The organism is Streptomyces pratensis, assembly GCF_037137275.1.
Classification (GTDB): Bacteria; Actinomycetota; Actinomycetes; order Streptomycetales; family Streptomycetaceae; genus Streptomyces; species Streptomyces pratensis_B.
In genome coordinates this window covers 37,586-51,934 of record NZ_JBBBEN010000097.1, presented here as the reverse complement: position 1 = coordinate 51,934, position 14,349 = coordinate 37,586, and the positions used below count along the sequence as shown (strand labels likewise).

Here is a 14,349-nt window from a genome sequence, read left to right as displayed (position 1 = left end):
CTTTCGAGATGCTGGTCACCGAACCCCTGGGCTACGCCCTGCGGGTGCCGCCCGAGAACCGCGACACCGTGCGTTTCGAACGCTCCGTTGCCCGAGCACACCGGTTCATGGGCCAGGGCCGGCCCGAACACGTCGTGGAGGAGGCCCAGAAGGCCCTGGACATGTGGCGCGGCACGGCGTTCGCCGACGCCGCGCACCACCTGTTCGCCGCCCAGGAGACAGCACGCCTGGAAGAACTGCGGCAGACGACCCGAGAGATGCGCACCACTGGCCTCCTGCTGCAAGGCCGGATCACCGAAGCCGTCAACGCGGCACAGGAGCTCACCGCACAACACCCCTGCGGGAAACCGGCTGGGCCCTGCTGGTGCGGGCTCTTTACCTCGCCGGCCGGCACCCCGAAGCTCTTCAGCGCTACGCCGACGTGCGTCGGCGCCTCGCCGACGAGCTCGGCCTGGAACCGGGCCCTGCCCTGCGCGCCCTGCAGCAGGGCGTCCTCCACCACGACCTGCCGGCACTGCACCCGGCCGACCAGCCGAACGCCACGGTGACCCAGCACGGCCGCCGTCCGAGCGGGGCCCCGACCGGGGCGTCGGACGGGAACGGAGCGGCCTCTTCGACCGGCCCGTCCGCCCGCCGGCCCGGCGGCGCGGTAGCCGAGTCCGCCGTCCAGGGTGCAGCGGCCGCGGACGGCGGGAGAACAGCGTCCGCCCCTCTCCCCCTGGCCCGTCCGGCGCAACTGCCGCGTAGCCTGCCGGTGTTCGCCGGGAGGGCGGCCGAAGGCGCGTGGCTGTCCGCCGTCAGCGGTGCGCCGGACCGAACCGGGACCGCGACGGCCCCCGCCGTGGTCATCAGCGGTGCTCCCGGTGTCGGCAAGACGACCTTCGCCGTGCACCACGCACATCGCGTCGCCCCCTCGTTCCCCGACGGGCAGCTCTTCGTCAACCTGTGCGGTTTCCACCCGCACGCACCCGCCGTCGCACCCGGTATCGCCCTGCGCGGCTTCCTCACCGCCCTGGGCGCCCCCGCCGCGCGCATCCCCGCAGGCACCGACGACCGGAGCACACTCCTGCGCAGTCTCCTCGCCGACCGGCAGGTCCTCCTCGTGCTGGACAACGCCCGCGACGAGCAGCAGGTACGCCCCCTGCTTCCCGCGGGACCGGGCTGCCTCACCCTGATCACCAGCCGCAACCAGCTTCCGGGCCTGATCACCACCGACGGCGCCAAGCCCCTCCGGCTCGCGCTGCCCTCACCGACCGAGGCGCACCAGGCTCTCGAACGGCGCCTGGGAGCCGAACGGCTCGCCGCGGAGCCCACCGCCGCAGCCGACATCATCCGTCTGTGCGGAAGGCTTCCCCTGGCCATGTCCGTGGTCGCGGCCCACGCGGAGCTCGACCCCTCGCTCCCCCTCCGGGCCATGGTCGACGACCTGCGGCACACCCACGGCGGACTCGAAGCATTCGCCGGCTCCGACACCACCACCGACGTGCGTGCCGTCTTCTCCTGGTCCTACCAGTCCCTGGATGAGCACGCCGCCCGGCTCTTCCGCCTGCTGGCCCTTCATCCCGGCCCCCACATCACCGCCCCCGCCGCGGCAAGCCTCGCCGGACTTCCCCTCTCCCGGGCCCGCTGTGCACTCGGCGAACTCCTCAGTTCCTGCCTCGTGGAACAACCGCTGCCCGGTCGCTACAGCCTGCACGACCTCCTACGCGGCTACGCCACCGAGCTCGCTCACACTCACGAGACCGGCCAGGGGCGTCATCACGCCACTCTCCGGGCCCTGGACCACTACCTGTTCACCTCCTGCGAGGCGAATCGATTCCTCAAACAGGACATATCGCACAACCTCGAACTCGGTGAGCCCCGCTCGGGCGTCAGACCGGAGGAACTCACCACCGTCACGCAGGCGACCCGATGGCTCGCCGCCGAGCAGGCCGTGCTGACCGGCCTGCTCCACACCGCCGTCGGTCAGAAGCTCGACGATCACACCTCCGGGCTCGCCTGGTCACTCAAGGAACACCTCAACCGCCAGGAGTCCTGGCCAGAAGCCATCAGCGCGCTGACCCCCGCCCTCGAAGTGGCCCAGCGTCGGAACGACCTCCTCGAAGAGGGCCGTTGCCTACGGCACCTGGGTGGCATCCACGGCTACCTCGGCCATCAGGAGCAAGCCCTGCACCAGCTGCACCACGCGACAGCGATCTTCGAAGAGCTCGACGACATCGGCGAACAGGCACGAGCCCACTACGTCACGGCCTGTGCACTGTTCCTGTTCGGGCGGACGGCGGACGCTGTGGCAGCCTCCGAGCGGGGACTGGAACTCTCCCGGAAGACAGGTGAGGAGTTGTGGTTGGCCGAGTGCCTTCTCGAGCTCGCCTGGTTCCATGCCAACCTGCGGAACCTCGAGAAAAGCCTCCTGTACAGCGAGGAGGGCATCGCCTTGTTGCACCACCTCGACGCGCCCTGGCAGCTCGCCCAGGGGTGGGACATCCTGGCCCACAGCCTCCGCCTGCTCGGCCGTTTCGAGGACTCGGTAACGACCTACCAGCGGGCGTCGAGGGCGTTCGGGGAACTGGGAGACCACAGGAACGCCATCGGCACGCTGATGCGGCTCGGCGACACCCGGCTTTCCATGGGCGACCGGGAAGGCGCGCGGACGGACTGGACCGACGCCCTCGCAGACGCTGAGGCGCGGGAGATGTCACACAGCGCTCAGCAGGTCCGTGACCGGCTCACCGCTCTCGACATGGATGAGGACCCCACGCCCACCGTGCCGGAGAGAGCGGTCGGGAAGCACGAGCTCCCGGCGCCGAGGAGTAGTGATCCTGCCCCCTGAGCCGTGATGGGGAGGGCCCGGCGGGCGGTCGATTCGTCGGCCCGTTCGCGTTCTGTTCCGGGCTGCTGACATCGTCGTCGCGGGAGCGGACCACGCCGAGCTCCTGGACTCAGCGTGGCAGGCGGCAGGAGAGCCCGCGTCGCGAACAGCGCGGTCGGCACGGACCCGTCGGAAGCACTCACGGGCGGGGGGCGGAGCGTCTCTGCCGTCCCGGACGGCTGCGGCTGTCGGCTGGGCCGCCCGGGACGACTCCTGCTCTGACACCGGAGGTCCGCCCAGTGCGGCGAGGCCCCGGCCGTCGAGTCCTACTCGAGCCGGAAGCTCGTCAACTGGTCGTTGTGGATGGGCATGACGCCGGTCGAACCGCCGGCCCGGTAGCACCCCATGTCGTAGCTGTAGTTCTGGTGCCGGTACATACAGACGGTGCGGTCGGTCCGGTTCCAGACCGAGGTCGTACGGTCGTTCATGTAACTGCCGACGTTGGGCGTGCTGTTCGGGCTGGAGAAGAAACGGCCTTCATAGTTGCTGTGCTGCCAGATGCAGAAGTGCCCGGGGGGACACTGGCTGTAGTGGGCCTGGGCCGCTGGAGCGTTGAACGTCACCAGAGCGCCTGCCAGCACTGCTCCGGACAGAAGGGCGCGGCGAAGCCGTGAACCGATCACAGGTGTTCCTCTTCGTTCGTCACCGGCGGACATGCCGGGAGATGGTGGGTGCGGTAACTCTCACGCGGGAGACGCGGCGGAGCATCCACCGCGGAGCGGTGCGCCATGACCTCCGTATGCGTGTCCCTCTGCTGTGAACGGCCGGAACAGGGCGGCGGTTCATCTGCGCGGAGAACCACGAACGAGGGCAGGCAGGAAGGGCGCATCGTCCTTCCGGACGTCACCCCGGCCGTGCACCGGTCACGCGACCCGGACCCGGCCCCGCCGATGGCCCGGACACGCAGCGGTCTTCGCCCGACAGCAGGCGCGGCGAAGGCCGCCTCCCAGGGTCCGTCCGCTCGCCTGGCGTGCGCAGAGACGTGCCGCAGCTCGTTTCTGGGGGCGTGGACAAGCCCGAGGCCAGAAACGGTGGCAACGCTCCACGGTTTCGGCTCGGCCGGCCCGTGACGCCGAATCGAGGGCGCTACAAGCCGAGCTGAGCGGGACGACCGGCGCCTGGAGGCCGGTGGTGAACCCACCGTGCACGGCCGCGCCGGCTACGTCCCCAGGACCCCCTGCTTCTCCAGCACCTTGCGCAGCGCTCGCACGGCGTAGAAGGCACGGCTCTTGACAGTGCCGGGCGGTATGCCGAGGTGCTCGGCGGCCTGATCGACGCTGCACTCCAGGTAGTACATGAGGCGGATGACGGTTTGCTGTCGCTCGTTCAGCTCCCTCAGGGCCTGCGTCACCACATGAAAGTCGATCGTGGACACCGTGCTGTCGATGGAGGCGTCCAACTCCTCAACGGACGCGAGCTCCAGCGGCCTCACCTGGCGCGCCCGATGATGATCGATGACCAGGTTCCTGACCACGGTGAACAACCAGGGCCTGAGACGTTCGTTCCGGCTGCCCAGGAACCGGGCGTGCTTCCAGGCGCGGGCCGCGGTCTCCTGGAAGATGTCCTCCCCCTTGTGCCAGTCGCCGTCCAGCAGACGCGTGGCGTACCGGACGAGCAGAGGGCCGTACTGGTCGTAGATGTCCCTGACGAAGGCGTCGTAGTCGACGTCCGAGGGGAGGCGCCGGGCATCCGGCCGAGTCGGATCAAGGCCGGTGGCCCCCGTTTCCATGATCCCGTTCATGAGAGCGCCCCATCCTGTTGGTGTGCAATGGCGTGCTCACCCGCCTGCGCGGACGAGCAGCTCACACACTCGTCGGAAGCCCTTGGCCGGACCTTGTCGCTTTCTTGTCGTTCCCCGCTGAACTCCTACGCGCGTACAAACTTGCTTGCAGTGCGCAGCCAGGGGACGCACCGGGCGTCCGCATCACGCCGGGTGCCGGCACGGAGGCCGGACTTCGCCGCCTCTCATGGTCGACGGCGTCGGCCGGGGGGCTGGGCAAATGAGGGGTTCGCATCCCGTGCCTCCGGAACCACCGGCGCGCGTGGTCGAGGCCGCCCCCTTGTCCGCGCGCGATGTCGCCGCCCATCCGCGGCGGGCGCGGACGAGCCGAGCTTCCACGGACACGCTCGGGCGGCCGAGCTGATGGCGATCGGCAGAGGATGCGCGTTCACCGCACGCTTGCGCGGCGAACACCGCACGCGAAAGCCCCCACAACACGTCTCCCCAGGTCAGAACGATTCTGGGACGCTCGGTGGGGTGGGTGGGACTCGAACCCATAAGAGTGACGGCTCTCACCTGCGACGATGCCAAAACAACGGACAAAGCGGCCCGTTTCCGTCCGGCTGGCCCCCGCTCGATCCGGCTCGAACGAGGAGCGGTTAGGCGTTCGCCACACCGCCCCTGTACACGTACGACAACTGGCTCCGAGGAGCGCAGAAAGAACCCCCAGCCGCGTTCCTGACTCCTCCCCCGAGACGGGAAAGACTACCGGCCTCGACCTGCCCCCTGTCACGCTGCGTAGTGCTCGAGTTCTAGCCGGTGCGGAGCGGCCCACTTTGCCGGCTGCGCCGGGCTCGACTGCATCGCTGTCCCTGGCGGAGAGTTGACCAGCAAGCTACCGCTGAGCTCGGAGTCGGCCCTCTCGCCACTGGAGCGGCCGCTCAATCCGGCGCGAGTTCAGGTGCCTGTGACCACGCTCGGCTCGCCCGTGGTCCACAAGGTGTGCAATACACGGCGGTCGATGCGCCACCCGCTGTCGGTGCGGACGAATGAGTCCGTGTACGTGCCGCCGGTGTGGTAGAAACCGGTGCCGCGGTGGTGGTGGGCGATGATCTGTGTTCGCGTGCGTACTCCCTCGTCGGTGGGCTCGACCCAGATCGCTCCCAGGAAGTGCTGGGTGGCATCGAGCCGCCTCATGAGGTCGCCGATGGCACCTGCGATCTCGTACGCGCCCCGGGCCATCACGCCGGTGAAGTCCTCGCCGCCCGGGATGTAGCTTTCAAAGGTGTTTTCGAGCTCTGCGGTGTCGGTGAACGCGTCCGCAAGCTGACCGAAGTCACGGCTATCCAGCGCCTCCACATATCCAAGGATCACCGACCGGATCTCTGCTTCGTCGCGACCGTCGATCTGCTGGGTGTTCTGCGTCATTACCCTTTTCCTTTGCTTCTGTGGTGCATGAATTGGTCGTTGGTGGACGGGAGAAGTCAGGTCAGGGAGCAGTACGTCGCTGGCGTGCTGCGTGTCGATGTACTCGTCCGCACAGGCGACGCGGTCATCGCGGTCGCCGCGCCGCGGTGGCCCTGTTGGAGCAGCGTCTCGGTGCGTGACCGCCCCAGGCCTGCTCAGGCGGCGGTGATGTGCCGGGTGTGGAGATCGCGTGTCATGTCCGTACCTTCTGGGCGGCCGGCTTGTGACGGCCCGTCCGGTCGCGTGGTCGGTGGTGGGGGTGTGCGGTCACATCTGTCCCAGGCCGCCGTCGAGGAAGAGTTCGGCGCCCGTGGTGAAGGAGCTCTGGTCGGAAGCCAGGAACACCGCGGTGGCGGTCACTTCCTCGGGGCGGCCGATGCGGGCCAGGGGGATGCTGCTGCCCATCTGGTCCCTGACCTGCTGCCGGGACTCGTCGTCGTGCGCACCGGCCGCGACGTAGGTGGCAGGGGTATCGATTGGGGCCGGGGCTCAAAATGTTGACGCGGATACCGCGTTCAGTCAGTTCGTAGGCCCAAGAACAGCCCAGGCTCCGCAGGGCGGCCTTGGTCGCGCCGTACAGGCTCATCTGGGGAACGTTGCGGGAGGCGCTGACCGAACCGACGAGGATGCGGTGCCGCCGGTGATGAGAGCGACCTTGTCGGACAGCTGTCCCATGGCCGGCTCCTTCCCTTCTGGTGTTGCGGCCGTGGCCCTGTGGTGTTAGTCGTGCGGGTAGGAGATCGGGGCTGGCGGGCAGACTCCGCCGCCGGGCGAGTGAAGGTCGAACAGGGCCAAGCGTGGCGGCGAAGGTCGTGGCTGCCGCTACACAGAAGGCCGGGCCCAGGTTGGAGGGGAAGAAGGCGGCGTTGTCACCTGCGGCATGGACGCGACGGTGATCGCGAAGCCGAGGGAGCCTGCGACCTGCTGGGCGGTCTGCAGTAGGCCTGACATGGAACCGGCGTCTTCGGCTTCCGAACCGGGCCTGATCACCACTACGGTCGGGGTGAAGACCAAGGCCACCCCGACGCTGTGGATGAGCAGCGCGGGCAGGACGCCCGTGGCTTAGCTGCCGGTGGAGTCGAGGGCAGGGAAGCGACGAACTCACCGTGACCAGGAGCGCCCCAGTGAGCGTGAGTGAATGCGAAGCCCGACGTCAAGGCGCCGAAACGCAGCGCGCGTTGGCAGTACTGCACGACCACGAAGAGGATGGCCGACTGGGTGCCGCCGATGAGCGCCATGATAGCCGGCCTCCAGCCCAGCATCACTGCTGCGGGAACGAAGGACAGGATCGCCCAGGGGACTCAGTGGTATGGATGAAGCCGTAGACGAGCGCGAGGGGTCCGCCGGTGGCGGCGGCATCCACGTCTTCTCGAACATCGCCACCGACCGCCCCCGCAACAGCAAAGCCGGGGCCGACACCGGCTAACCCACCAGGTCACGCCCGGCCCGACCCGCACCAATACCCTCGGTGGAACGGAGCCCTCTTCAAGGCGGGACGACCGCTGCTGTCCCAACCAAGCGCAAGCAGGAAAACACGGCGTCATCTCATTTCTGCTTCGGCCCTCGCTCGTACCGGTTACGCCGAGCGGCATCAGGCCGGGTTCTCGCAGAAGGCCTCCACATTGTTGCCGTCCGGGTCCCGCACGAAGGCGGCGTAGTAGCTGTCGTGGTACTGCGGCCACATCTTCGGCTGGTGCAGAACCGGTGCCCCCTGGGCCACGGCCGCGGCGTAAAAGGCGTCGACCGCGTCACGGCCGGGCGCCGCGAAGCCGAGGTGCGTCTCGCGTGAGGGTGGTGCCGGTCCGACCACCGGACCGATCCAGAACTCGGGGCGCCCGGGCCCGTAGCCGATACGCTGCTGGTGCTCGATACGACGACTGGCGCCCAGAGGTGCGAGCACGACGTCGTAGAACGCCCCGCTCTTCTCGGGATCGGCGACCTGGATCTCCACGTGGTCCAGCACGTTTTCCTCCTCCTGGGGGTGGTGCGGAGTGGCGACGGGAACGATCAGTCCTGGTAGCCGAAGAAGGTCTTGATCTCCTCGAGCACCCGCCCGGGTGCCTCGTGCAGGAGCCAGTGCCCCACTCCCTCGACAGGGCTGCCTGTCGCCTGCGGAGCGGCGTCCTTGAGCGCAGTGTGGAACGCATCGAAGAGCTGCGCCTGGGCGATGATGTGGACGGGCATGTCCAGGGGCTTGCGCATGAGGCGGCGGTTGTCGGCCTCGTCCTGCGGCCATGCCTGGTAGTAGCGCGACCCGTTGTGCAGCACGCCCGGCCGGCCGTAGACCCGCGCGTACTCTTCGAGGCTCTTCTCCGGGGCCGGCGCTCCGAGCAGTTGATAGAAGTACGAGAGGAAGAGGCGCTCCTGTCCGGCCACGAGCTGCTCGAAGAGCGGTTCCTGCTGGAAGAAGGAGAAGTGGAACGACAGCGGCTTGAGCTGGTCGAAGGTGAGTGAACCGCCGACGAGGCCAAAGTCCATGATCATCAAGCCGCCGAACTGTTCGGGCCACTGGGCCGCAAGAGCATAAGCGACGGCGCTGCCGAAGTCGTGCGCGACCAACTGCACCCCCTCCTGGTGGCCGAGGTGGACGAGCAGGCGGTGCACGTAGCGGGCGAGCGTGGCCTTGTCGTGCGTGGGCAGCTCACCGGTGGTGTCCCCAAGTCCCGGCAGATCCACGGCGATGACCGTGTGGCCCGGCAGCAGGTCGGGCATGATCGCCCGATATTCGTACCAGCTCTCCGAGAAGCCATGGAGCAGCACGATGGTGCGGGGGCCGTCGCCTCCGACGACGTAGTGCATCTGAAGGCCGTCGATGGTGGTGAAGCGGTGCTCGAAGTGCTGAGCGAACTCCGGGTCATCACGGGTGGCTGCGTCGTAGCCCTCGCTCAACGGGGCTTCTGAAAGGGAGTGGAGGTGTGCGGACATGAGGGGTGCTCCTGAAAGTTGACAGGGGGGGCCGGTCGGCGCGTTAATGTAACGAACCTTGATACAGCTTACACATCACCGCGCTGCCCGAAACGGTCATCCTGCGGAGCAAGGAAAAGTGGGCCCGTGGGGGCTCCTCGCCGTTGATCCAAGGGGGACGTAGCCCTCCGGCGAGTGGTGATGGAACGGAACGAGCACTTCCGCACCACACCTCAGCAGCCGGCCCCACCCGTGCGTGCACCCATCCCAGAACGAAGTCACATCAATGACGTCGGCATCGACATCCGCGAAACCGTCTCTCTTCACGCCCGATTCACTCGGAGACATCAAGCTTGCGAACCGTGTCGTCATGGCCCCGCTGACTCGGATGCGGTCGGGTTCCTCCGGCATCCCCGGCGACCTGATGGTCGAGCACTACCGGCAGCGAGCGAGCCTCGGTCTGATCGTCACCGAGGGCGTCTACCCCAGTCGCGAGTCGCAGGCCTTCGTGGGACAGCCGGGCATTGTCACTGACGAGCAGGTAGCCGGCTGGCGGCGGGTGGCCGAGGCAGTGCATGCTCAAGGCGGCCGCATCGTGATGCAGGTCGTGCACGCCGGTCGCGTCTCCCACCCCGATGTCAACGGAGGGCGGCACATCCTGGCTCCCAGCGCGATCGCGATCAACAGTGAGGGACACACGGAGAAGGGCAAGCAGCCTTACCCGGTGCCGCAGGCACTGACCGCCCCGGAAGCCCGAGCAGCACTCGAGGACTTCGTCACGGCCTCCCGCCGGGCGATCGAGGCCGGCTTGGACGGCGTAGAGGTCCACGCCGCCAACGGATACCTGCTGCACGAGTTCCTCTCCCCAGCGTCGAACCACCGCACCGACGAGTACGGCAGCACACCGACGAACCGGGCCAGCTTCGTCGTCGAGGTGGTCACGGCGGTGGCGAAGGCCGTCGGCGCCGGGCGGGTCGGGTTGCGCATACCGCCCGAACGCAACACCAAGGACGCCTTGGAGACCGACAGGGACGACGTCCTGGCCACCTACGGCCACCTACTCGACCAACTGCGCCCGCTGGGCCTGCCCTACCTTTCCCTCCTGCACAAGGAGCTGGGAGGCGACCTGGCTCAGCAGTTGCGCCGGCGCTTCGGGGGCAAGTTGATGGCCACCAGCGGGTCCGCCTCGATCACCACGCGCGAGGAAGCGGTGGAGCTGATCGAGGCCGCTCACGCCGATGTCGTGGCCGTGGGCCGAACGGCCATCGCCAACCCCGACCTGGTGGAGCGCTGGCAGGGCGAGCACCTGGAGAACGTGCCGCGCCCGGCACTCTTCTACACATCCGACCCTGAGGGGTATACCGACCACCCGTTCCTCCAAGGCGGACAGAACTAGGGACACGGGCGGGCCCGAGCCTGCCGTCGTTCGGCGCGGCCCGCTCGCTTTGTGGTCTGCCCCCGGGCCGCCACAAGGCCGCGTCGCGGCACCACGGCGTGACAGTGCGGCGAGGTGAGGGGGCGGCGGCACACCGCTGATGCGGGTCGCCACCGACACGCACGGCAAAGTGTAATCAAAGCTGTTATATTTTATTTGAGCGGCTGGTGCAGCACCTCCGGCGTCCTTCACTGGAGGTGGCGGGCTCCCCGCAGCCTGCAGAGCCAGCCTCAGAGCAATTCTCCAAGGAGTGGGCAATGGGACAGCTTGACGGAAAGATCGCCCTGGTCACGGGCGGTACCACTGGTATCGGCCTGGGCGCAGCCAAGCGTTTCGCACGGGAAGGCGCCACCGTCTACGTCACGGGGCGCCGCAAGTCCGAGCTCGATGCCGCTGTGGCAGCGATCGGCGCGGACGCCGTGGGAGTGCAGAGCGACGTGTCCAGGCTCGATGATCTCGACGCCCTGTTCGCGACCATCAGGGAGCGCAGCGGACGGCTCGATGTGCTGTTCGCGAACGCCGGAGTGGGCGGCGTCATAGGCTTCGCAGACGTGACAGAGCAGGAGTACGAGCGAACGTTCGACATCAACGTCAAGGGCATGTTCTTCACTGTGCAGAAGGCGCTCCCGCTCCTTCCTGAGGGTGCCTCTGTCATCCTCACCTCCTCGACCAATGCCTCCCAGGGCATTCCGGCGATGAGCGTCTACAGCGCCACCAAGGCGGCTGCGCGCAACTTCGCCCGGTCTTGGGCGGCCGAGCTGGCGGGACGCAAGATTCGGGTCAACTCGATCAGCCCCGGCCCCGTCGAGACCCCCGGTCTCCTGCGCTTCGCGGGCGACGACGCCGACGCGCAGCGCGAACTCAAGGGAAACTTCGCCAGCTCCATCCCCATGGGGCGGGTAGGGCACGTGGACGAAGTGGCCTCCGCCGCCGTATTCCTCGCTTCCGACCAGAGCTCGTTCACCACGGGTGCCGAACTCTTCGTCGATGGCGGCCTCGCCCAGGTCTAGGAAGCAGACGGCCTGCAGGACGTTTCACCGCGGACTGGGCAGCAGCGAAACCGCCCTTCCGGCCGTGCAGAACCCTGCCGGAAGGGCGCACACGGCGGTACGCATGGGCGCCCCAGCTGCCCGCCTCCGTAGGCGCGCACGGTCGCACTGCCCAGGCGGTGACCATGCAATACCGGTGCAACGTCGGTCGTTGCGCATTCCAGCGCAGGCCGAGCGGGGAGCTCCCTTGTGGAAAAGGGGTCAGGGGCGTGCGGCATGTGCGCGAAAGGTCACATGGTTCCGGCCGTGCACATCCTGACCTGGCTGGCGCGCGACCGGCGCGGCATCAACAAAGGGGGCACAACGCCCCAGCGCATCGACGTTTCCCTCAGCGATCCCCTCGGCCAGGAGCCTGACCGGTGATTCCGTCGGGCGGGAGCAATATCCGCACTGCAGGGACGAACGGCGCAGCCCAGCTCCGCGAGCAACGTCGGCACGTGACTTGCTGCGGATGGCCTGCGTCACGATCGCGGACGCCCGAGCGGCATGCGACCCGGCTAGAGCACGCGGTGCCCGGTTTTTCTGTAACTGTTACAGTTTTTGGTGTCGCTGGCAGCGTGCGCGAGCGCCAGTCAGTACCGGCACCAACCGAGGGAGGCGAGCCCGCGTGAGCGCGAACAGCCGTATGAGCCTGGCCGTCCACATTCTGACCTGGCTGGCGTACGACCGGCGCGGCACCGACAAAGAGGTCGCGACGTCCCAGCGCATCGCGACCAGCGTCAACACCAACCCCGTCGTCATCCGACGCTGCCTCGGGCAGCTCAAGGATGCCGGACTGGTAGAAGTCACCCACGGACGCAACGGCGGCTGGAACCTCGCCCGTCCGGCGGAGAAGATCTCGCTTCTCAACGTCTACCAGGCACTCCCCGAGGAGCCGATCTTCGGAATGCACGCCTCGGATCCCAATGCGGAGTGCTACGTGGGTTTCGGCATCCAGCACGCCCTGGGTCAGGTGTATCAAGAGGCGACTGAGGCTCTCTGCCGGTCGCTGTCGGCCACCACCGTGGCAGACGTCCTGCGCGACACGCTGGCGTTCCACTCCGTATCCGCCGGGGCCCGCTGACCGTGCACGAGGTCGCGCCACCCGGCCGCGGCAACTGTGGCCGTCGGCCCGGCGTACGGCGCTTCCTCCTGGCGTACCGGTAGGACGACTTTGCGTGCCTCGCGATCACCCCTGGCCCGCGAGGCACCAAGGCGGTCGGCCGCACGACCGCCGTCACGCTGGGCGCCTGATGGCCATACCGCCATCCCCGTGAAGGTCCCTACCGGTCACGAAGGAACTCTCGTCGGTGGCGAGGAAGAGAGCCGCCGAGGCATCCCTGTCGGCCTCCCCGTACGGCCGAGGGGTCGTGGCCCAGGCGTTCACGGTGCGCTCAGCCTCCCCCGGGGTCTCGCCCTGGGATTCGCGGAAGCCCTCGGTCTCGACAGGGCCGGGGCTGAGAACATTCACCCGGGCGCCCCGGCCGCCCAACCCCTGTGCCCAGGAGCGTGCCGAACAGCGCACAGCGGACTTGGATGCTGCGTACAGGCTCATACCAGGGCTGCCACCGTCAGCGCTCACCGAGCGACAGCACGCCCGATAACCGCCCCCCGCCGGTGACGAGTGCTATGCGGTCATCCAGTTCTCCATATTCACCCCTCCTCGTATCGCCCCTGCCACGCGGGCGGGTTACACCACGAGGAGAAACCCTGCATGCGTCGCGGGAGACGCGGGGCCTCTCGCGGCCGAAGTCCGGGATGCTCTTATGGATGTCAAGCAGCGGTTACGAGGTGACTCGGGGTCGCTGCGGTGGCGTTCGTGTTGGTCAGGACGTGGTAGATCTCGCGGGCGACGAACCGCTTGAGGCAGCGGATGATCTCCTTCTTCGACAGGCCCTCCTTGGTTCGTCGCTCCACGTACCGCTTGGTGCGCTGGTCCCAGCGCAGGCGGCAGAGCACGATCCGGTAGAGGGCCGCGTTTGCGGCTCGGTCACCACCCCGGTTGAGCCGGTGGCGGTGGGTGCGGCCGGATGACGCGGACAGCGGGGCGACACCGCAAAGCATGGCGAACGCCGCTTCCGAGCGGAGCCGGTCGGGATTGTCGCCCGCGGTGACCAGCAGCCGGCCGGCGACGTCCGGGCCGACGCCGTTCAGCTCGGCCAGGGCCGGGTTGATCTCCTGGGCGAGCGGGGCTATCAGCTCATCCAGTTCGTCGATCTCCTGGCCCAGGTCGCGGTGGCGGCGGGCGAGCGATCGAAGGGCGATCTTCGTCGCGGAGACCGGGTCGTCGGCCTGGTCCAGGCTCGGGCGGAAGCCCACGCAGACAGTCAGCAGGTCTTTGTCCTTCAGGTGCCGCAGCATGGTGCGAACACCCTCTGGCGCGGTGACGATCAGGTTCTTGATCTGCCGGGTGACGTCGGACCGCTGCTGGACCGCGCTGCGGCGGGCGACCCGCAACGCCCGCAGGGCCTCGACCCGGCCGTCACGGGACTTCGGTGTCCCGGTGCGGCGTTCGGCGAGCGCGGCCCGGGCCGCGGCCCCGGCGTCGACCGGGTCGGACTTGCCCTGCCAGCGGCGGGTCTTGCGGTCCGGGCGGTCGATCTCGACCACTACCACGTCACATTCACGCAGGTAGCGGGCCAGGCCCGCGCCGTAGGCGTCGGCGCCCTCGACCCCGACCAGCAGCAGGGTCCCGAAGGGCTTCAGCCAGGCCAGGAGCTTGCGGTAGCCGAGCGCGGAGGCGGGGAACTGGGCTGAGCCCAGGACCCGACCCGCCGAGTCGATCGCGGCCGCGGTGTGGGTGTCCTTGTGGGTGTCGACGCCGCCGGTGCCCTCGACCTCGTGCTGTGCCATGGGGTGTGCCGTCCTGTCCATTCGACCGGGTGGGATGGCACCCGTCGGCCGGGAGGGCGGACAAGACAGTGAT

Annotated in this window: 12 protein-coding genes and 2 pseudogenes; 5 read left to right on the top strand and 9 right to left on the bottom strand. The window is 68.4% G+C overall.

Annotated elements, in window-relative coordinates; all coding sequences use genetic code 11:
* Window positions 1-8 precede the first annotated feature (8 nt).
* Window positions 9-436, top strand: a pseudogene (locus V9U70_RS30630) (AfsR/SARP family transcriptional regulator); the annotation flags it as partial.
* Window positions 437-754: 318 nt separating this feature from the next.
* Window positions 755-2,830 carry an ATP-binding protein gene (locus V9U70_RS22550; RefSeq protein ID WP_336678382.1) on the top strand — a complete coding sequence of 692 codons (2,076 nt, stop codon included), beginning with the start codon at window positions 755-757 and terminating at the stop codon, window positions 2,828-2,830.
* A 305-nt stretch (window positions 2,831-3,135) separates the two neighbouring features.
* On the opposite strand, the gene V9U70_RS22545 is transcribed toward V9U70_RS22550, so the two are convergent.
* From V9U70_RS22545 to V9U70_RS22515, 7 genes and pseudogenes are all read right to left on the bottom strand, one after another.
* Window positions 3,136-3,525, bottom strand: coding sequence for a peptidase inhibitor family I36 protein (locus V9U70_RS22545; RefSeq protein ID WP_336677956.1), 390 nt, complete (start codon window positions 3,523-3,525; stop codon window positions 3,136-3,138).
* A 503-nt stretch (window positions 3,526-4,028) separates the two neighbouring features.
* A complete protein-coding gene (locus tag V9U70_RS22540; protein WP_336677954.1) occupies window positions 4,029-4,610 on the bottom strand; it encodes a sigma-70 family RNA polymerase sigma factor in 582 nt (193 codons plus the stop codon).
* A gap of 936 nt (window positions 4,611-5,546) precedes the next feature.
* The gene (locus V9U70_RS22535; RefSeq protein ID WP_336677952.1) at window positions 5,547-6,017 is read right to left on the bottom strand and encodes a nuclear transport factor 2 family protein; all 471 of its coding nucleotides are present in this window, start codon (window positions 6,015-6,017) and stop codon (window positions 5,547-5,549) included.
* A 306-nt stretch (window positions 6,018-6,323) separates the two neighbouring features.
* Window positions 6,324-6,533 carry an SDR family oxidoreductase gene (locus V9U70_RS22530; RefSeq protein ID WP_336678380.1) on the bottom strand — a complete coding sequence of 70 codons (210 nt, stop codon included), beginning with the start codon at window positions 6,531-6,533 and terminating at the stop codon, window positions 6,324-6,326.
* Window positions 6,534-6,594: 61 nt separating this feature from the next.
* A pseudogene (locus tag V9U70_RS22525) lies at window positions 6,595-6,642 on the bottom strand (hypothetical protein); the annotation flags it as partial.
* Window positions 6,643-7,647: 1,005 nt separating this feature from the next.
* Window positions 7,648-8,019 carry a VOC family protein gene (locus V9U70_RS22520; protein WP_336677950.1) on the bottom strand — a complete coding sequence of 124 codons (372 nt, stop codon included), beginning with the start codon at window positions 8,017-8,019 and terminating at the stop codon, window positions 7,648-7,650.
* Between the two features lie 44 nt (window positions 8,020-8,063).
* The gene (locus V9U70_RS22515; RefSeq protein ID WP_336677948.1) at window positions 8,064-8,981 is read right to left on the bottom strand and encodes an alpha/beta fold hydrolase; all 918 of its coding nucleotides are present in this window, start codon (window positions 8,979-8,981) and stop codon (window positions 8,064-8,066) included.
* A gap of 265 nt (window positions 8,982-9,246) precedes the next feature.
* Between V9U70_RS22515 and V9U70_RS22510 the strand changes: the two genes are divergently transcribed.
* The 3 genes from V9U70_RS22510 (at window position 9,247) to V9U70_RS22500 (ending at window position 12,507) form a co-directional block, all read left to right on the top strand.
* Complete coding sequence (locus tag V9U70_RS22510) at window positions 9,247-10,356, top strand: alkene reductase (protein ID WP_336677946.1); 1,110 nt, start codon at window positions 9,247-9,249, stop codon at window positions 10,354-10,356.
* 296 nt (window positions 10,357-10,652) lie between these two features.
* Entirely contained in the window at window positions 10,653-11,405 is a 753-nt protein-coding gene (locus V9U70_RS22505; RefSeq protein ID WP_336677945.1) for an SDR family NAD(P)-dependent oxidoreductase, read from the top strand.
* 646 nt (window positions 11,406-12,051) lie between these two features.
* Window positions 12,052-12,507 (top strand): Rrf2 family transcriptional regulator, encoded by a 456-nt coding sequence (locus V9U70_RS22500; RefSeq protein ID WP_147985178.1) that lies wholly within the window; start codon window positions 12,052-12,054, stop codon window positions 12,505-12,507.
* A 153-nt stretch (window positions 12,508-12,660) separates the two neighbouring features.
* Here V9U70_RS22500 and V9U70_RS30625 read toward each other — a convergent pair whose 3' ends face one another.
* Complete coding sequence (locus tag V9U70_RS30625; RefSeq protein ID WP_419724011.1) at window positions 12,661-12,978, bottom strand: SDR family oxidoreductase; 318 nt, start codon at window positions 12,976-12,978, stop codon at window positions 12,661-12,663.
* 218 nt (window positions 12,979-13,196) lie between these two features.
* On the bottom strand, window positions 13,197-14,276 hold the full coding sequence (locus V9U70_RS22495) for an IS110 family RNA-guided transposase (RefSeq protein WP_336677939.1): 1,080 nt from the start codon (window positions 14,274-14,276) through the stop codon (window positions 13,197-13,199).
* Between the last annotated feature and the right edge of the window lie 73 nt (window positions 14,277-14,349).

Excerpts from the sequence above, each read along its gene's own strand:
- V9U70_RS22545 (WP_336677956.1), bottom strand. The coding sequence starts at position 3,525 with ATGTCCGCCGGTGACGAACGAAGAGGAACACCTGTGATCGGTTCACGG.
- V9U70_RS22540 (WP_336677954.1), bottom strand. The coding sequence starts at position 4,610 with ATGAACGGGATCATGGAAACGGGGGCCACCGGCCTTGATCCGACTCGG.
- V9U70_RS22535 (WP_336677952.1), bottom strand. The coding sequence starts at position 6,017 with ATGACGCAGAACACCCAGCAGATCGACGGTCGCGACGAAGCAGAGATC.
- V9U70_RS22515 (WP_336677948.1), bottom strand. The coding sequence starts at position 8,981 with ATGTCCGCACACCTCCACTCCCTTTCAGAAGCCCCGTTGAGCGAGGGC.
- V9U70_RS22510 (WP_336677946.1), top strand. The coding sequence starts at position 9,247 with ATGACGTCGGCATCGACATCCGCGAAACCGTCTCTCTTCACGCCCGAT.
- V9U70_RS22505 (WP_336677945.1), top strand. The coding sequence starts at position 10,653 with ATGGGACAGCTTGACGGAAAGATCGCCCTGGTCACGGGCGGTACCACT.
- V9U70_RS30625 (WP_419724011.1), bottom strand. The coding sequence starts at position 12,978 with ATGAGCCTGTACGCAGCATCCAAGTCCGCTGTGCGCTGTTCGGCACGC.
- V9U70_RS22495 (WP_336677939.1), bottom strand. The coding sequence starts at position 14,276 with ATGGCACAGCACGAGGTCGAGGGCACCGGCGGCGTCGACACCCACAAG.